Origin of the sequence: Sutcliffiella sp. FSL R7-0096 (genome assembly GCF_038595065.1) — a bacterium.
Classification (GTDB): Bacteria; Bacillota; Bacilli; order Bacillales; family Bacillaceae_I; genus Sutcliffiella_A.
The window spans coordinates 1,422,725-1,442,708 of record NZ_CP152003.1; the positions used below are offsets into that span (position 1 = coordinate 1,422,725).

Annotated in this window: 9 protein-coding genes; 8 read left to right on the forward strand and 1 reads right to left on the reverse strand. The window is 43.1% G+C overall.

Annotated features, from left to right (window positions below; all coding sequences use genetic code 11):
• The first annotated feature begins 53 nt into the window (after positions 1 to 53).
• The 4 genes from MKY77_RS07270 (at position 54) to yidC (ending at position 5,982) form a co-directional block, all read left to right on the forward strand.
• The gene (locus MKY77_RS07270) at positions 54 to 3,110 is read left to right on the forward strand and encodes an efflux RND transporter permease subunit (RefSeq protein ID WP_339149570.1); all 3,057 of its coding nucleotides are present in this window, start codon (positions 54 to 56) and stop codon (positions 3,108 to 3,110) included.
• A 142-nt stretch (positions 3,111 to 3,252) separates the two neighbouring features.
• Positions 3,253 to 4,764 (forward strand): long-chain fatty acid--CoA ligase, encoded by a 1,512-nt coding sequence (locus MKY77_RS07275; protein WP_339149571.1) that lies wholly within the window; start codon positions 3,253 to 3,255, stop codon positions 4,762 to 4,764.
• A gap of 147 nt (positions 4,765 to 4,911) precedes the next feature.
• Positions 4,912 to 5,184, forward strand: coding sequence for a hypothetical protein (locus tag MKY77_RS07280; protein ID WP_339149572.1), 273 nt, complete (start codon positions 4,912 to 4,914; stop codon positions 5,182 to 5,184).
• A gap of 27 nt (positions 5,185 to 5,211) precedes the next feature.
• Complete coding sequence (gene yidC / locus MKY77_RS07285) at positions 5,212 to 5,982, forward strand: membrane protein insertase YidC (protein WP_339149573.1); 771 nt, start codon at positions 5,212 to 5,214, stop codon at positions 5,980 to 5,982.
• 680 nt (positions 5,983 to 6,662) lie between these two features.
• Here the strand turns inward: yidC and MKY77_RS07290 are convergent.
• Entirely contained in the window at positions 6,663 to 7,805 is a 1,143-nt protein-coding gene (locus tag MKY77_RS07290; RefSeq protein WP_339149574.1) for an MFS transporter, read from the reverse strand.
• Between the two features lie 183 nt (positions 7,806 to 7,988).
• Between MKY77_RS07290 and addB the strand changes: the two genes are divergently transcribed.
• The 4 genes from addB (at position 7,989) to MKY77_RS07310 (ending at position 19,950) form a co-directional block, all read left to right on the forward strand.
• A complete protein-coding gene (gene addB / locus MKY77_RS07295; RefSeq protein WP_339149575.1) occupies positions 7,989 to 11,501 on the forward strand; it encodes a helicase-exonuclease AddAB subunit AddB in 3,513 nt (1,170 codons plus the stop codon).
• Entirely contained in the window at positions 11,498 to 15,274 is a 3,777-nt protein-coding gene (addA, locus tag MKY77_RS07300) for a helicase-exonuclease AddAB subunit AddA (protein ID WP_339149576.1), read from the forward strand. The genes addB and addA overlap by 4 nt, the downstream gene beginning before the upstream one ends.
• Positions 15,275 to 15,349: 75 nt before the next feature.
• On the forward strand, positions 15,350 to 16,528 hold the full coding sequence (sbcD, locus tag MKY77_RS07305) for an exonuclease subunit SbcD (RefSeq protein WP_339149577.1): 1,179 nt from the start codon (positions 15,350 to 15,352) through the stop codon (positions 16,526 to 16,528).
• Complete coding sequence (locus tag MKY77_RS07310) at positions 16,525 to 19,950, forward strand: SbcC/MukB-like Walker B domain-containing protein (RefSeq protein ID WP_339149578.1); 3,426 nt, start codon at positions 16,525 to 16,527, stop codon at positions 19,948 to 19,950. Before sbcD ends, MKY77_RS07310 begins: the two co-directional genes overlap by 4 nt.
• Positions 19,951 to 19,984 lie beyond the last annotated feature (34 nt).

The window sequence follows — 19,984 nt, forward strand, 5'->3', positions numbered from 1 at the left end:
GAACTCAGGATAAATAGTCAAATTTGAATAATTGAGTATAGGAGGACATCCAGGTGTTTAATGCACTCATTAAAAAGCCAAAGGTTACATTAATTTTTCTATTATTATTGGTGGTCATCGGTTCCTTGACCTATTTTCAAATACCAAAACGGGAGATCCCAGAAATCTCACTGAATGTCGGGACGATCACAACCGTCTATCCTGGAGCTGCACCGAACGTGGTTGAACGGGACATCACCACTCCGCTTGAAAAGGAATTATTGGATATGGATGGAATAGACACCGTTACTTCCGTTTCAGGATTAGGGATTTCCAATATCGTAATGGAACTCACAGATGATGCCGACAGGGATAAAGTCTTCTCCCTAGTACAGCAAAAAGTATCCGATGTGAGCCGCGAATTCCCGGAAGACGCATTCGAGCCAACAGTAAATTCGGATATTCAAATGGGAGCCATTGCCTCCTATCATGTGCTTCACGAAAATCGTGAGTTTCTATTAGAACAAAAAGATGTAATTGATAATTGGATACCTCAATTAGAAAAGATTAATGGAGTTCGTAAAGTCACTGTCAAGGGGCTGGAAGAGTCCAGCTACACACTTAATCTTGATTCAGAAAGCATGCGAGAGGAAAGAGTACTGCTTCCGGATGTCATAACAGCCATCCAGAACGAACTCGAAATCACTCCACTTGGCAGTCAGCAAGAAGGAAATCGAATTAACCAACTCGCTTTTGGACATATTGAAAATATCGAAGACGTGGAAAACGTCTTTCTGAAAAAGGATGAAGAAGGAAACTCTCTTTATGTAGGGGATATCGCAAATTTGATGCAAATCCCTACAGAACAGGAAGATTTCATTTTGTATAATGGAACTTCTGCCATTTCTTTGACGATCATGCAGGAAAAAGGAGTGGACATCCCAACACTTCATTCCAAAGTGGATGCTGAGATGGAGCGGTTGTCCAAAGACCTGCCAGAAGAAGTGGAGATGGATCTCTACTATACTCAAAACGATATTGTGTCCAAGATTTTCAAGGACTTGGGAATTTCATTCTTGATCTCTATTTTAGCCGTGGTATTGATTACGTTCTTTGGACTAAATGCCGTTTCTGCGATCCTCGTGGCAATCTCCATTCCAATCTCGATTGCGCTTGGATTGATTCCGCTACCGTATGTGAATGTGGATTTAAACCAGATCTCCATCATTGGAATCATCATAGCGCTAGGGATTCTGGTGGATGATGCCATTGTTGTAAATGATAATATCCAAAGACATTATCAGCTTGGCGATGGTCCGCTTGAAGGTGCCATGACCGGAACGAAAGAAGTTAGAGTATCGATCATTACCTCCACCTTGGCCATTGTCTTTACCTTCTTGCCATTGACATTCCTTGGTGGTCCAAACGGTGCTTTTATTTCCGCACTCCCTACGGTATTGATTGCGACGATCATCGGCTCCACCATTGTCGCTTTGACCATTGTGCCGATTTTCATGGCATGGCGTCAAAAGAAAAAGAAACGCAAAAAAACAAAAGACGGCCTGCTTTGGTCACAATTTGATAAAGTAAGTAACTGGTATAGTTCGAAAGTTTTAACAAAAGTTGTGAAAAAGCCTTTGCTCACAGGGCTTGCTGTTCTTACATTCTGTACTGCGAGTTACGCTCTGGTTCCATTCATTCCGGTCGTATTCTTCCCGAGTGCAGATCGAGAAGAGGTAACCGTGTCCGTCACCTACCCTGCAGGGACACCACTAGAGGAAACAGAATCAAGGCTTCAAGAGATGGAAGAGAGCATTACAACAGATGAAGCAGTATACGAAACCACGATCTTTGCAGGAAGCGGGGAACCTGGGATATTCGGTAGCACATTATCCAATTCAGGTGAAAACACGGGACAGATTGTCATAAGGGTCGACCGTGAACAGCAGTCTGCTGCAGATACGATTGCCGAATGGCAGCCAAAGCTACGTGACGAAAATCCAGATGCAGTGGTGATGCTTTCCACTATTGAAGCCGGACCTCCTGTTGGAGCTCCTATCGCACTGACGGTAGTTGGGGAAGATATAGAAGAACTGATGGACTCCGTCAATGGAATGAAACAAGAGATCGAAAGCTTGGAAGGAAGCGGCGCAGTCATTGATGATGTAGGTTCGCCGCAGCCTACCATCAACTATGTTCCGAATAGGGATGCTATGGAGGAGCATGGCATCACCTCCCAGGAAATAAGCAATCAAATAAGGCTTGTTACAGAAGGAATCCCAGTCGGTTCATATGAAGCAGGGCTGGAGAGAGAAACACTGACCATCGTCCAAGACCTTGTAGAGGATGGAGAAACAATAGACCTTGAAGCATTGGAGCTTCCAAGTAAAACAGAAACGACCGAATTTGGAGCACCGGTTCTCATCTCACTATCAGAGCTGGTTTCTCTTGAAGAAACAGAAGTGTTGCCATTGATTCCTCATAAGGATGGGGACAGAACCATAACGGTTCGTGTGTATCCTGGGGAAGATGACAAACAGAAATTAGAAGCAGAGGTGAAAGAGATAGCAGCATCCTATGAAACAGATAATATTTCGGTTTCGGTGGGAGGAGAATCTTCTGCAAGAAGTGACTTCTTTATTGAAGTAGGAAAACTGTTCTTGATCGTTATTTTCCTGATTTATATCTTAATGGTTGTTCAGTTCAATTCATTAAGACTGCCATTGTTAATCATGAGTTCCGTGTACTTGGCCATTTCAGGGGCGATGATAGGCTTGTTCATCACACAAACCGGTCTCGGATTCATGGCGATGATGGGGATCGTATCACTTGCGGGAATAGTGGTAAGGAATGCTACGGTTTTCATTGAATTCATGGAATCCCGCCTGCAAGAGGGTGCAACTCTTAGCGAAGCGGTCATTGATTCAGGTAAAGCCAGGTTGCGACCGGTCGTACTGACGGCGTTTACATCTATTGCCGCTTTACTTCCGATAGCGTTCAGCGGGGATGTCTTATTTACCCCACTTGCGATTTCAATTATTTCAGGGATTTTCTTCTCGACATTCTTTACGTTGTTGTTTGTACCAGCGTTTTATATTGTGATTAAGAGGAAAAAAGTGAAAGAAGTCTAAGCCTTGTGAACGGGCACCATCAAGTTGATGGTGCCCGTTTCTTTTGATGGTATCCAACTACCGAGATATACATCCTCCTCTGTAACCCTTCTGTAACTCCGATCTCCTATAGTATTAATATCATGTAAGGTGTAGGGGAGAGATGGAAGTGGAAATGAATGGTTCTTGGTTACAGAAGCGTTCACAACATTCTCCACATAAGATCGCGGTTATAGACGGCGAAACGGGAGAAAGATGGAATTATAAGCAATTATATGACCGATCAAGAGTCATGGCAGGAAGACTTCTTTCTGCCGGTATTGGAATAGGAGATCGAGTGGCTTTATTGTCTCCAAACCATATAGTGTACTTTGATATGCTTTTTGCATGTAGTGAAATTGGAGCAATCTTTGTTCCGCTCAACTGGAGAATGGCGGAAAAGGAATGGAACTATATAGTAAGAGATTGCAAGGCTAAATGTGTGGTAGTACATGATGAATATTTGGAAGAATCAAAGCAACTGGAATGTCAAGTGTTCTCCCTGGAGGAATTGGCAACGAAAGAAATACAATGGAATAGTCCACCCGCAACACGTTCCAATGACCCAGCAGCCATCATCTATACGGGGGGCACAACAGGACTACCAAAAGGCGTTATCCTTACTTATGAGAACATCACATTCAATGCTATCAATACAATCGTAAGCTGGGGATTGCATGGAGGGGATATCACCCTTACTTGCCTGCCTATGTTTCATACGGGTGGCCTGAATGCCTTGTCTACTCCAATACTCATGGCAGGTGGAACCGTTGTATTGATGAAGAATTTTGACGCGGAAAAAGCCATGAATCTATTGAATTTGTATCGATGTACCATTACGTTAATGGTACCTACGATGTATGGCATGTTGATAGAACATCCTCAGTTTCAAAGCACTGACTTCCCGACAATGAGAACATTCCTTTCAGGAGGGGCACCTTGTCCACTAGAAATATACGAAGCATTCTACAAGAAGGGAAAATTGTTCAAAGAAGGATACGGTTTAACAGAAGCGGGTCCGAACAACTTTTATATTGATCCTAATGAAGCATATGGTAAAAAAGGTTCAGTAGGTAAAGCGATGTTATTCAATGAAGTGAAATTAATGATAAATGATAGTCTGGAAGCCGCTGAAGGGGAGGTTGGGGAAATCTATATTAGAGGCTCCCATGTCTTCTCGGAATATTGGGGAAAAGAAGAGGAAACCAAGAAAGCTAAATGCGAAGAGTGGCTGAGGACAGGTGATTTGGGGCGCAGGGATGAAGACGGTTATTTTTATATAGTAGGCAGGACAAAGGATATGATCATCTCAGGTGGGGAGAATATCTACCCTTTGGAAGTGGAGCAGACTCTCTGTCAGCATGAAGCGGTCAAAGAGGCATGTGTAATAGGTGTACCACATCCTGTGTGGGGAGAAGCGGTCATTGCCATCGTTTCTAACAAGAAGCAGACATCTGAAAAGGAACTTCTGACCTTCTGCAAGAGGAGAATCGGAATTTATAAAATACCTAAGAAAATAATCTTTGTACCGGAATTACCAAAGACGGCAGTAGGAAAATTGGATAAAAAGGAACTACAGGATTCTTTCAGAGGGCTTTTCACCCAGAAGGAAAATAAAGAAGAACATATCAAATAGAGAAATTTACAAAAAGATACACCTAGCATTTTTTGCTGACTAGGTGTATCTTTTTCTTGTGGGGATATACTTTTAATGAAACGTATTTAAATTTGATTCGTACAAGTAATATCTACTATACTCACACAAAAAGGTGAATGCACATTTATGGAATTTTATCTTGATATATTACTCTATGCACCATATGTAACAGCTGCCATTCTTTGTTTGCTGACGTTCTGCTTTTTCGTGGATTCCAAGTATGTGGTCTGCCAACACAATGGCTATACGACCTCTTTGGATCTTGAGACCAACAAACTGCAGTCAGTCATCGGTAAAAGAAAAAGGCTTATAACATTTATTTATAGAAAAAGGCCAACAAAGGAAACAACCTTGGATGAAGAAGATTCCTCCCTCTATATTTCTTACATGAATCGCTAATCTTGTAAAAAGTAGGAGGAATTCACATTGAGAAAGTTTTGGACAGTAAGTTTGGTAATATTATTGGTATCATTTTTAACAGGATGTAACATGAGTGAGCCGATCACGGCTGATAGTTCGGGAGTATGGAATCATTACTTCGTTTATCCCCTATCCCTTGCATTGACGACAGTAGCAGATTGGACAGGCGGGAGTTACGGCATCTCCATCATCCTTGTCACCATCGCAATCCGTTTTCTAATATTGCCATTGGCTTTGAAGCAGCAGAAAAATATGTTGGCAATGCAAAAGCTAAAGCCTGAAATGGAAGCCATACAAAAGAAATATAAAGATAAAAAGAATACGGATGATCAAAAAAAGATGCAAACCGAACTGATGGGGTTGTATCAAACCCACAAAGTGAACCCAGCCGCTGGTTGTTTGCCGATGATGGTTCAAATGCCTGTGATCATGGCTTTCTATTATGCGATTGGGAGAACGACGGAGATTGCTGAGCACTCTTTCTTCTGGGTAAGTCTTGGACAGCCTGATCCCTTGCATATCCTGCCGATAGTGGCAGCCATCACCACATTTATTCAAACAAGAGTCACGCTGACAGATGACATCCAGCCGCAGATGAAAATGGTCATGAACATCATTCCGGTGTTCATCTTGATTGCCGGTTTGACACTTCCTTCCGCACTCGCGCTATATTGGGTAGTCGGGAATATGTTTGGTATCGCGCAAGGTCTATATTTGAAAAAACGAATGAAAACGTTGAAAGAGATGGAACAAACGACAGTAGTTCCAAGCACATAATTGGATGAAACCTCCGACCACCAGCAATGGAAGTTGGAGGTTTTTTAATTCCACCCACGTATAAACTACTAATGAAATGGAGAGGAGAGGGTTCTTCATGGAGTGTATGAGGACCTCTGTGGGGCAGAAAAGGAGAAGGAGTTAAAGCGATGAATACCTTTACAATGGGGAAATCTTCTTAGGAAGAGTGTGGTCTTGTTGCTAATGATGACATTTTTTGGGGTCGTTTCCTCCAGATTGCCTTTATAACCTCGGTCATGACAATCTCAACGGAAAATTTATCTTTAGATTGTCTTTATAGCCCTGATAAAGACAATCTCAACAGAAAATTTACCTCCAGATTGTCTTTATAGCCCTGATAAAGACAATCTCAACGGAAAATTTACCTCCAGATTGTCTTTATAGCCCTGATAAAGACAATCTCAACGGAAAATTTATCTCCAGATTGTTTTTATAGCTCTGATAAAGACAATCTCAACGGAAAATTTACCTCCAGAAGGAGAAGTCTTCATGGAGCGAGTCAGAACCTTAGTGATGAGAGAAAGGAGCGGAAGAGGCTTCAAAAAGGATCAGCCATTACTCTTAAGCAAGCTTCTAGCGTCTTTAGAACATAATGAAAAAGCTTGAACACCCCCATACACATGGAATTTGATTATTTTTATGGAATAGAAAAAAGCTTATTACGCATCTTTCCTAATTCTAATAATCATCCAGCTATTAACTAGGAACCAAGTACCCAAAAAGACTAATGCATATTGAAAACTGAAGGTATGACTTATTAAGGGACTAAGGGCCGTTCCGATCAATAATGTAAAAGAGTAAAGGGAAATCGCGCTTCCCCTGTATTTTTCTCCCAAGATCCCGATATAGATGATCACAGAAGGCAGAAAAAAGGAAATGGCTGCAACATAAATGACGGATAAGGAACCAATCAAGATCAGATTTTCTCGGAAGTACATCATTAAAAAAAATGTAAGCGAAATGGTCAAAGAGCAAAAGAGAATAAGCCGCTTTGCGCCAATATGCTTTAGAAGAATATCTGAAAACAGGCAGGAAACAGTACCTATCAGGCCGATGGAACGGGCCAACAAGTATGACTTGTCAGGAAACTCCTGATATAAGTATTGAAAAAGACTATCATAAAAAGTCACGAAGGAAAGCAATAATGAAAAAACAATCAGATAAAGAAATAGTAAATCACGATCAGCCAATAGGGTGAAAAAATGTCTCCAGGGCTGTTTCCCTATACTCCCTGAAACTTTCGAAGCTCTTAAAATAACAAGGGAAAACAAAAACAATAAGAAATACAAAAGTGCAAAGAATACATAGACTCCGTCCCAATGATAATAATAAGAAACTTTTTCGCTTATCATCGGTCCGAATATGCCAGAAAGTAAAAATCCAGCATTGATGAGGGAAATGGTAAATGTTCGAAGGGTTTGAGTAAAATGATCAAAGCAGTAAGCAAAAGCGACAGGAGCAAAACATCCGAGTGTAAATCCCTGTATGGAGCGAAAGAGATACAAATGAGCAATTTCCGTAGAATAAGAGATAAGAAGCGTGGCGATGGCAGAAAACAGAAATCCAAAGCTAATGATAGGTTTCCTGCCGAACCTGTCGGACATTGGTCCGAATGTAAGTAGCCCAATGGCATAGAAAATGCTAAAGAAGCTGCTTGCCAGTATGACCTTACCAGTTGGTACACGCCATTCCATGCTGATCTGGTCATACAATGGTATTAACGAGTACAGATTACACACCACCAAAAAACCCATGATGATTAATAAAGCTGCTGAAAAATAATGGTTATTTGCTGTTCCCATCCCCATCACCTGCCCATTTCACCTTATGCCGCAAGGGTTTGACCCGTTCCATTCACGAAAGAAACAACCTTCTGAATATGGCCAAGACATTGGCATTAATGCTAGTTTTTCAGTACAATAGAACCAGAAGAAGAACATAAGTACGTATATTAAGTGAGGAAATTATAAAATGGGGGAAATCTTGTGTCTATACGTTTTTTATTAGGAAGAACAGGCAGTGGTAAAACAACATGGTTCAATGAGAAGATCCTACATAAACTGAAGGAAAATCCTCAAGGTCCCCCTGTCCTGTACCTTGTACCAGAGCAGATGACATTTCAATCCGAATACAGAATAGTTCAGTCACCTGATGTGAAGGGAATGATTCGGGCCCAAGTATTCAGTTTTACCCGTCTTGCCTGGAGGATTTTGCAAGAGGTCGGCGGAATCAGCCGTTTTCATATCGATCAGACGGGTATCCATATGATTCTGCGGAAAGTGATTGAAGAACATAAAAGTGATTTTCAGGTGTTCGGCAAATCTGCAGAACAATTTGGTTTCATTGAACAAATGGAAAGCATGATATCGGAATTCAAACGCTATTGCATCACACCAGACCTTTTACAGGACGAAATCGTTCGTATCGGAGAAGATATATCCATTTCGGAGCATGAGAAGATGCTGGCAAAAAAGCTGACAGATATTCTGGTAGTCTATCGTCAACTGGAAAAAAGCTTGGAAGGAAAGTACTTGGATGGCGAGGATTATTTACAGCTGTTAGCGGAAAAATTGCCTCAATCACGATACATTCAAAAAGCGGATATATTCATTGATGGCTTTCATAGTTTCACCCCACAGGAACTTGAAGTTCTGAAGGAATTGATGAAGCATGCAAACTCCGTCACGATAGCCCTGACGGTGGATAAGCCATATGACGAGGAAGCACCATACGATCTTCATCTTTTCCGGGAAACAGGGACAACCTATCAAAAGCTGAAGAAGCTTGCTATGGAAGAAGGGTGTTCCGTGGAAGAACCAATTCTTTTGGAGGGTTCTCCCCGTTTTCATGCCGATTCCCTATCCCATATGGAAAGATATTTTGATATCCGCCCTACCGTAAGCTATCAAGGAAAGACTGAAGTCTCCATTCTGCAAGCGGTCAATCGACGTGCTGAAATTGAAGGGATTGCAAGGGAAATAACTTCTTTAGTGCGAGACCGAAACAACCGTTACAAAGATATTGCCGTCATCGTAAGAAACGCGGAATCCTATATAGATTTGGTTAATACTATTTTCAAAGATTATGATATCCCCTTTTTCGTAGATCAAAAGCGGACAATGCTTCACCATCCATTGGTCGAGTTACTGCGTTCTAGTGTTGAGGTCATTTCAAGAAACTGGCGCTATGAATCGGTTTTCCGGTGTGTGAAAACGGATTTCTTCTACTCGCTAGATCAAGATCTCAATGAGATGCGGGAAAAGACGGACAAGCTGGAGAATTATTGTCTTTCCTACGGAATTCAAGGGCATAGATGGACGTCTAAAGAGCCTTGGAGATATCGCCGCTTTTTCAGTGTGGATACAGAAGGTCCCTATGTACAGACAGATGAAGAGCTTGCCTATGAAGAGGAAATCAATGAATTAAGAGGAATGATTGTAGCACCGCTACACATGCTTGAAAAGCGCTGGAAAAAAGCGAAGACGATGGAAGGTTACTGCAAAGCCCTCTATGAATATATGGAAGAACTTAAAATTCCTCAGAAGCTGGAAACAAGAATGAAGAAAGCGGAAGAGGAAGGAAGCCTAGCTGCTGCAAAAGAAAACGAACAGGTGTGGAAAGCCATCATTCAGATGCTCGATCAGATGGTTGAGTTGATTGGAGACCACCCCATCACATTGAACATGTTTACGAAAATGGTTGAAAGCGGATTGGAAAGTCTTCGCTTCAGCCTTGTTCCTCCAGCAATCGATCAGGTAATTGTCGCGAACTTCGATCTTTCCCGCTTGTCGGAAATTAAATATAGCTTTGTGATCGGTGTGAACGATGGTGTGATTCCTGCCAAAATCAAGGACGAGGGATTCGTATCCGAAGAAGAAAGAGAGCTTTTGGCAAACTACGGAATGGAGCTTGCACCTACGAGTATGGAAAGGCTGCTTGGTGAACACTTCCTTGTTTATTCATCCTTTTTAAGTCCATCTCATCATTTATATATAAGCTATGCACTGGCAGATGAAGAGGGAAAAACCCTTCTGCCATCTTCCTACATTAAGAGGATCAAGGAAATGTTCCCCGAAATGAAGGAAAAGCTCCTGTTTAATGAACCTGCAGAGCTATCTCAAGAGGAGCAACTGATGTTCGTGCATTCACCATCCACCACGCTTTCTAACTTAGCGGTCCAACTACAAGCATGGATGAAAAAATATCCCATGGAACCTATATGGTGGGATGTTTACAATGCACTACTTGATAGTGAGGAATGGCAGGACAAGACAGAGCAGGTATTACGAAGTTTATTTTATAAAAACGAAGCAAAGAAGCTGGAGCGAAAAGTTAGCCGTGAATTATATGGGAACCATATGGAAACAAGTGTCTCCCGAATGGAGAAATTTAGTGCGTGCGCCTTCTCCCATTTTGCTTCACATGGCTTGAAGCTCAAGGACAGAAAAATATATCGTTTGGAAGCTCCTGATATCGGACAGCTTTTCCATGCTGCACTAAAGCATATATCTGATAAGCTGAGACAAAGCGGAAACGATTGGAAGCATTTGAGCAAGCAGGAATGCGAGGTACTGGCAAAAGAAGCGGTTAATCTCCTCGCTCCTAAGTTGCAAGGGGAAATACTACTAAGCTCTAATCGGTTCCACTATATCAAACGGAAGCTAGAAACAATCATTACGAGAGCATCACAAATCCTTAGTGATCATTCTAAGGCGAGCAAGTTCACGCCGGTTGGCCTTGAGTTAGGATTCGGGAAAAAAGAAGAGCTGCCTCCGATTCAGCTCCATCTACCAAATGGCGTTACAATGGAGCTTATCGGACGTATTGACCGTGTGGATAAAGCGGAAGGAAGCAACGGTTTATTACTTCGGATCATAGATTATAAATCAAGTGGCAAAGCACTTGACCTGACAGAAGTCTACTATGGGTTGGCACTGCAGATGCTGACCTACCTGGATATTGTTATTACCCATTCCCAAGGCTGGCTCGGGAGCGAAGCCACTCCTGCAGGTGTCTTGTACTTCCATGTACACAACCCGATGATCAAGACGAATGGAATGGCACCGGAGAATATCATTGAGGAAGAAATCTTCAAGAGTTTCAAGATGAAAGGCCTTTTACTAGGGGAAGAGGAATCCGTAAAGCTGATGGATCAGACATTAGAATCCGGACACTCTAGAATAGTTTCAGCTGCCCTTAAAAAGAATGGTGGTTTCCAGGCAAATTCTTCGGTTGCAAGCGAGGAAGAGTTTACACAATTAAGAACCTATGTCAGAAAGACATTCGAAGAAATCGGCATGAAAATCTCCGAAGGGGAGACAAGCATTGCTCCTTACAAATTAAAAAATCAAACACCGTGTACGTTCTGTTCTTTTAAATCTTTCTGCCAGTTTGATACTTCACTGGATGAGAATGAATATAGAGTGCTATCTAACATACCAAAAAATGAGGTCATTGCCTCGATGAAAAGAAAGTTGGAAGGAGGAGAGGAAGCATGAGCATGGAACTTCTTCCTAAACCGGCAGAGGCCCAGTGGACAGATGATCAATGGAAAGCGATTGTGGCATCGGGGAGGGATATCCTGGTTGCGGCAGCTGCGGGATCCGGTAAAACAGCAGTCCTTGTAGAAAGAATGATTCATAAAATTGTCGAAGAGCATGTGGATGTGGATAGGCTGCTTGTCGTGACGTTCACCAATGCATCAGCTGCAGAGATGCGCCACAGAATAGGGGAAGCATTAGAGAAGCAGCTGGAGAAAAAGCCCGCCTCTCTCCATTTGCGCAGGCAACTGAGTCTGCTGAACCGTGCCTCCATCTCCACCATCCACTCCTTTTGCCTGGATGTTGTAAGGAAGTACTACTACCTAATTGATATTGATCCGAGTTTTCGGATTGCCGATACAACCGAGATTCAATTGATGCAGGAAGAAGTGCTGGAGAACGTGTTTGAAGAGCAGTATGGAAAAGAGGGGAATGATGCATTTTTTGAACTGGTCGATCGTTATACGAATGACCGTTCAGATAGTGCCCTGCAAAACCTGGTACTGGACCTTCATGAATTTTCACGGGCAAATCCCAACCCAGAGACATGGTTGGATGAAATTGTGGCTTTCTATCAATCTACTAGCAATTTATCCATGGACGAACTTCCTTTTATACAAACGCTAAAAAAAGAGATGCACCTGCAATTTCTTGGGGCTGAGAGCCTATTGAACAAGGCGATGGAAATGACCCTTGAGCCTGGGGGACCTGCTCCTAGAGCTGAAAATATTGAACAGGATCTAGCTCAACTTCGCAGACTTCAAACAGCCCTCGATTCATCCTGGGAAGAACTGTATGCAGTCATGCAGGAACTTGATTTTTCAAGGGCAAAAACATGCCGTGGTGATGAATATGATAAAGGACTAATAGAAAGATGGACAAAGGTAAGGAATAATGCCAAGGCGATGATCCAAGGGATAAAAGAAGAACTCTTTTCAAGGCGTCCGGAATCCTTCCTGAAGGATTTGGAGGAACTCACGCCCGTGATGGGAACCCTAGTAAACCTTGTTAAAAAGTATGGCGATGAGTTTAGCTTGTTGAAGCAGGATAAGGGCTTGGTCGATTTTTCCGACCTAGAGCACCTTTGTTTGGCTGTGCTCACACATAGCAAGGATGGGACCCTCGAACGATCAGAGGCGGCACTCCGTTATCAGTCCACGTTCAAGGAAGTGATGGTGGATGAATACCAGGATACGAATATGGTACAGGAGGCCATCTTAAAGTTTGTGACAAAAGAACGGGAAGAAGAAGGAAATATGTTCATGGTAGGGGACGTGAAGCAGTCCATCTATCGATTCCGGCTTGCTGAACCATTTCTTTTCTTGAGTAAATACAAGCGATTTCATTCAACAGGTGAAGACTCTGGACTCCGAATCGATTTGAATAAGAACTTTCGCTCACGACCTGAAGTGCTGGATGCTACCAACTTTATTTTCAAACAGATAATGGGGGAAACCGTCGGAGAGATTGACTATGACGACGATGCGGAACTGAAATTCGGCGCGGCCTACTATCCGGAGGCGACAGACCGGGAAGCGGAGCTGATGGTGATCGACCGCAGTGATTCCGCGGCAGATGGGCCTGATTTTTCCGACGAGATGGAGGATTCCGTTGATTCCACTGGCTTTGATAAAGTAGAATTGGAAACCGCTCAGGTAGAAGCAAAAATGATTGCACAGAAGATTAGGCATCTCGTTCAATCTGGTTATGAGATCTATGACAAGGATAAAAAAGTGATGCGCCCTGTCATGTATCGGGATTGTGTTATCCTAATGCGTTCGATGCCATGGGCACCGCAGTTTATGGAAGAATTCAAACAGGAGGGGTTGCCTTTATATGCAAATTTAAGCACGGGATATTTTGAGGCAACGGAAGTAGCCATTCTCTTATCCTTGTTGAAAATAATTGATAACCCATACCAGGATGTTCCGCTGGCTTCAGTATTGAGATCTCCTATTGTCGGAATGGACTCCAATGACTTGGCAACCATCCGAATCCAGCAAAAAAGAGGATCCTACTATGAAGCCTTAATCGCATTCATGAAAAAAACACCGGATACAATAGAAGAGGGAAATCTCGTAAAAAGAGTGCAGCTATTCTACGAAATGCTTCAGACCTGGAGAACCTCTGCGCGTGAAGGAGCATTGTCGGAATTGATCTGGCAAATCTATCAGGACACCCATTTCTTCGACTTTGTTGGGGGGATGCCGGGTGGAAAGCAGCGTCAGGCTAATTTAAGAGCCCTTTATGACCGTGCAAGACAATATGAATCCACTTCCTTCCGTGGACTTTTCCGCTTTTTGCGTTTTATCGAAAGGATGCAGGACCGCGGAGAGGATTTGGGAGCAGCAAGAGCGCTCGGGGAGCAGGAGGATGTAATCAGGTTGATGACCATCCACTCCAGTAAGGGACTTGAATTTCCAGTCGTATTTGTTGCCGGCTTGTCGAGGCAGTTCAACATGATGGATCTCAATAGTAGTTATTTGCTGGATAAGGAGCTTGGCTTTGGCTCCAAATATGTAAATTCGAAACTGCGAATCACCTATCCTACCATTTTACAGCTAGCGTTGAAAAGAAAAGCCAAAGCTCAGTTGATTGCAGAGGAAATGCGTGTCCTATATGTAGCATTGACAAGGGCAAAAGAGAAGTTGTATCTGGTCGGAACGGTAAAAGACTTCGAGAAATCGCAGGCCCTATGGAATGAACACTGCAGTCATGAAAGCTGGTTGTTGCCGGATTACGCCAGAGCAGGGGCAAAATCCTACATGGATTGGGTTGGTCCTGCGCTTGTACGCCATAGGGATGCAGAAAGCTTGAGGGAAAATGGGTTGTCAGCTTCTGTATCTGACGACATAACCAATCACCCAACCTCCTGGAAGGTGTCCATAACCAAGGTGCACCAGCTTCTAGAAGAGATGGAAGCGGAAAAGGAAGAAGAAAACCTTCTGTTGGATAAGGTGAGGCATGGTGTACCAGTGGAGATAGAAAGTTCTTATAAAATGAGAGTTAAAGAGCAATTGAATTGGTCGTATCCGTATAAAGAGGCAAGTGCCCATCGATCCAAGCAATCGGTATCAGAAATAAAAAGAATGAGAGAACAACAGGATCCATACGCGGATAACGCGCTCGTTAAGACAGAAAGAAGATATTTCCTTGATCGTCCGGCATTTCTACAGAAAAAACAGCTGTCACCATCCGAAATTGGAACAGCGATGCATGCGGTGATGCAAAATGTAGATTTATCGGTGGAAAATATCGATAGAGAGTACATCCAAGCTCAGGTGCTTATGATGGTACAAAAAGAGCTGATAACCCAGGAACAGGCGGAAGTGATAGACTTTGAGGCAATAGCATCCTTCTTTGCAAACCCTGTTGGCAAACGCATGTTGAACGCGGAGCATATCCACAGGGAGGTTCCTTTTAGCTTTGCTCTAAAAGGAGATGTGCTTGGAGAAACGACGGAATTAAAAGAAGAGACCATTTTAGTACAGGGAGTCATTGATTGCCTTGTGGAAGATGAAGATGGACTTGTTTTAATTGATTATAAAACAGACACCATCAACGGCCGTTTCCCAGGAGGATTTGTAGAGGCCGAACCGATCCTAAGAAACCGATACAAGGAACAGGTGTCCTTGTACGGGATGGCTGTCGAGCAGATCTGGAAGAAGGAACTTAGGGCGAAATATTTATATTTCTTTGATGGAAACCATCTAGTGGAGATGGTTGATTAAAAAGAAAAGGGCTCAGGCAAAAGTCAGAAAATAGGATTTGTTGCTTGAGCCTCTTTTATGGAAGGGAAGAGGAAAATGCGAATACTTCACACTGCAGATTGGCACCTCGGTAAGACATTGGAGGGAAGAAGCCGGTTGCCAGAGCAGGCACAATTTTTGGAAGAACTTTTGCAAATAGTAGAGGACGAAAAGGTAGATGTTATTCTGATGGCTGGAGACGTGTATGATACGGTCAATCCACCTGCTCAAGCGGAAGTACTATTCTATGAATCACTTAAACAGCTTTCAAACAATGGGAAAAGGCCGATGGCGGTCATTGCTGGCAACCATGACAATCCAGACCGTCTTTCGGCATCCAGACCTCTTGCAAGCTCACAGAATATATCCTTGCTTGGTTACCCCACCATGGACGTTCAGAAAATCTACATTCCTACTACAGATGAAACCCTCAAGCTTGCTTCTTTGCCCTATCCATCTGAATCGAGATTAAATGAGGTGCTTTCCGAAGAGTTTGATGAAAAGGTCATCCGCAATCAATATGATGAGCGAATACGTCAATTTTTCGGGAAGATGTGTGAAGAGTTCACGGAAAAGACGGTTAATGTTGCAATGAGCCATCTTTTTGTGGCAGGTGGGAATTCCTCCGATTCGGAACGGCCGATCGAGGTAGGCGGGGCATTCACGGTTGCAGCGGAAAGTCTACCGGCACAGGCGCAGTATGTAGCACTTGGCCATCTCCATCGTCCTCAGACTATTAAACGTGCTAAAACGGCTGCAAGGTATTCCGGCTCTCCCCTCGCCTATAGTTTTTCTGAGGCTGGATATACAAAAAGTGTCACCATCATCGATGCAAAGCCTGGTGCAGAGGTGGAAACAAAAGAAATCTATCTATCAAGTGGTAAGCCCCTTGTAAGATGGAAAGCGGCAGAAGGTGTTCAGCAGGTGTTTGGGTGGCTGGAGGAAAAGAAAGACCATCATGCCTGGGTTGACCTTGAAATTCATGTGACGCATGCGTTATCCATGGAAGAGATTCACCGCATCCGCAAACATCACGATGGAATCCTGCATATTCGTCCTATTTTTCCGGAAATGGTGGAGGAACGAAAAGCTGTGAAAATGGATAGTGTTCCAATTGAAGAGCTATTTGTAAAATTCTATGAAAAACAATCAGGTGGAGCACAGCCTGAGGAGGAATTGGTCCGGTTATTCCTCTCCTTATTACAAGATGAATCGGTGAAGGAGGAACAAGCATGAAACCAATTTCATTAGCGGTCACAGGCTTGCACAGTTTTCGTGAGAAACAGGTGATTGACTTTGAATCGCTCTGTGAAGGGGGCGTTTTCGGTATCTTCGGACCTACTGGAAGCGGAAAATCATCCATTTTAGATGGCATGACACTCGCACTGTACGGGAAAGTGGAGCGTGCCTCGAATAATACACAGGGTATCATGAATCATGCCGAGAATCTGTTGGAGGTATCCTTCCTATTTGAATTGGAAAATGCCAATGGGAAGCAACGATTCAAGGTGGAGCGGACTTTTAAGCGTACGGATGATATCCGCGTCAAATCGGGAATATCCCGATTGACGGAAGTTAAGGACGATAAACATATCGTCATCGCTGATAAGGCAAGTGAAGTCAATCATGCCATCCAAGAAATTTTGGGGCTTACAATTGATGACTTTACCCGGGCGGTTGTCCTGCCACAGGGAAAATTCGCGGAGTTTCTATCACTGAAAGGTGCAGACAGAAGACAGATGCTGCAACGCCTATTTCAGCTAGAGAAATATGGAGATCAGCTCTCTCGAAAAATAAAGGAAGAATTGCAGGAGAAAACAAGGCTCCTTGGTGAGATCCATGCCGAGCAGCTGGGTTTGGGCGAGGCAACAGATGAAGCGGTGAAAGAAGCGGAAAAAGCGTTTAAAGAAGTAGGAGCACTCGTCGATGCGGCAGAAGAAGCACTTCAGGAAATGGAAAATGTTTTTGAAAGTAAAAAGAAACAATGGGAATGGCAGACAGAAAGGGAACAAGTGGAACAGAAGCTTCAGACTTTCTTAGTACAGGAAGCTTCCATCAAGGAACTGGAAGTTTCCTATACCTTGGCAGAGCAAGCGGAGAACTTGAAGCCGTTATTGGAAGATTTGAAAGAAGTCGAGAAAGTTATAGCTCAATGGAGGCAAAAGAGCATTCAAGACCAGGCTGCCAATGCATCTGCGAAAGAAACATTGGAAAAATCGGTGAAAAGCTATGAAGCGGCACGGCAAAAGAAAGAAACGGATTTGCCTGTCTTGCTGTCCAAGAAAGAGAAATTGGTGCGTGCCCTGAAGCTTGAAGAAGGCTTATCTGTATATCAGCCAAAGGTAGTGGAGCTACAACATTCTATAGCATCTAAAAAAGAAAAGCTTTCTAGAATAGAAGCACAGGAAGAGAAAGAAAAAGATATATATGTCAAGGCGATTAAAAAGCAAAAAGTATTAAAGGATGAGCTTGCGTCTACTGCTGAGTCACCTGCCCGTCTGCAATTGTTACAGAAGGCATTTGAGGGCAAACAGGAAATTTTGCATATGGAGAAAAAAGTACTGGAAAATGGTGCTGAGGTTCGAAGCCTGCAAAATAAAATCTCGGCATTTCAAGCGGAGAACCAAAAAGCAGAGGCAAACCTGCAAAAGGGAAAAGAAACGTTACTGGAAATCTTTCAACGTACAGAGAAGCATTATGACCAAGCTTCCATAATGGCACAATGGTTAGATTGGTTGGAGCGACAGACCGAACAATTCTTGCAGGCGGAACAAAAGCTTGCAGAAGACGCCAAAATTCATCAGCTAGCCATGGAACTGGCCAGATCGCTTGAAGAAGGCGAAGCGTGTCCCGTTTGTGGATCCACTAATCATCCTGGAGTAGCTTCTCAGGAAGGACATCGAGAGGTAGCCAGCAGTATAGAGGAAAGTGAAATGGGTAAACTTCCATCTGCAATATCTCTGCAAAAGCAGGAGAATCTGAAAATCAAGCTCAGACTAGAGCAATTGGCTTCCGAGCTTCATCGAGATCTTGAAGGGGAAACGGAACTTCCTCGCCCGAAGGAATCCTTCGAAAAAGTGGACAAGTGGAAAAAGGAAATGGACGAGTCGACAGATGCTGCTGGGCTGCTTGCTGAAACATACCGCAGAATTTTAACGGAGCAAAAATCATTGATCCAGGACCTTATCCAACTGCATGAAAAGAAAGAGCAAGCGGACCATTTCCTTAAATCCTGGTCCGGAACATTTCAAGAAACTGCCAAGCTTTCTTCTAGCTATATAGAGCAACGGGAAGAGTGGAAAAAGCGCGAAGAAAGTTCAAGGCAGGAACTTGAAAATAAAAAGAAGCAGTGGCACAAAGCTTTCGAGAAGGAGAGTTTTGAAGAGATTGATGGGAATTATCAGGCTGCACAAGAGACGGAAAAGCGCAGAGTGGAGTTGCAGGAAAGAATCAATAAAAGCGTTGATTTTATCGAAACAAAAGAGAAACAATTAAAAGAAGTGCAAGAAATGAAAATGGAAATGGAAAAATCCATGTATCAAGAAAGTTTAAACCTGGACCAACTAAACTCACGTATAAAGGAAACCCAAGAAGAGGTAAAATCCATTGTGGGGGAAAATAATATTCAAGATGAGCTGAAACGCGTTGAGCTTAAAGTGAACAGTTTAAATGAGAGGGAAAGGGAAGACTACCAAACATGGACTTCCGCACAGCAGCATGCACAAGAAAGGGAGAAAGCTGCTTCGCAAAGTGAACAGATGGTACGTGAGACCAAGTCCCGGCTCGAGAATATCCAAGAAAAATGGAAACTTGATTTAGAAAAATCCATTTTCACCTCTATGGATGCAGTGGAGGAAGCAGTTGCGTATATAGATTATAAGGATCAATGGAAGAAACAAATTGAACAATATTGGGAAGAAAGAAAAGCTGTTGAAAAGGACCTGTCCAGATTGAATGCACTAATAGGGACAGAGAGACTGGAAGAAACACAATGGCAAGAATTGCAGGAGCAGCTGCAGTTTGCACGGAAAAAATTGCGGGAAGAAATAGAAAGAAAAAGTGCGGTTCAACAGAACCTTACTTCCATAAAAGAACGTAATGAACGTTACCGTTCTCTCGAGGAAAAGAAGGCAAAGTTGACAGAAGAGACGCAGGCTTACCAAAAACTCCAAGCTGTCTTTAAAGGGAACAGTTTTGTAGAATATTTGGCTGAAGAACAACTGCTACAAATAAGCAGGGATGCATCGGAAAGATTGGGTCACCTTACACGACAGAGATATGCATTGGAGATGGACTCCCAAGGAGGATTTATTATCCGTGATGATGCTAATGGCGGGGTACGAAGACCGGTTTCTTCTCTATCGGGTGGAGAAACATTCTTGACCTCTTTAGCCCTCGCGTTGTCATTGTCCGCACAAATCCAATTGCGTGGTGAGTATCCTTTACAATTCTTCTTCCTTGATGAAGGCTTTGGCACATTGGACTCCGAATTGTTGGATGCAGTGGTAACCGCACTAGAAAAGCTTCAATCCAACCACCTTGCCGTAGGAGTGATTTCTCATGTCCAAGAGCTAAGAGCACGCCTGCCAAGACGATTGGTGGTTACACCTGCACAGTCTTCTGGCGTAGGTTCTGTGGTAACATTGGAGAACTTATGATGCTTTGTCTGTATCTGAAGGTATAAGAGGGTGA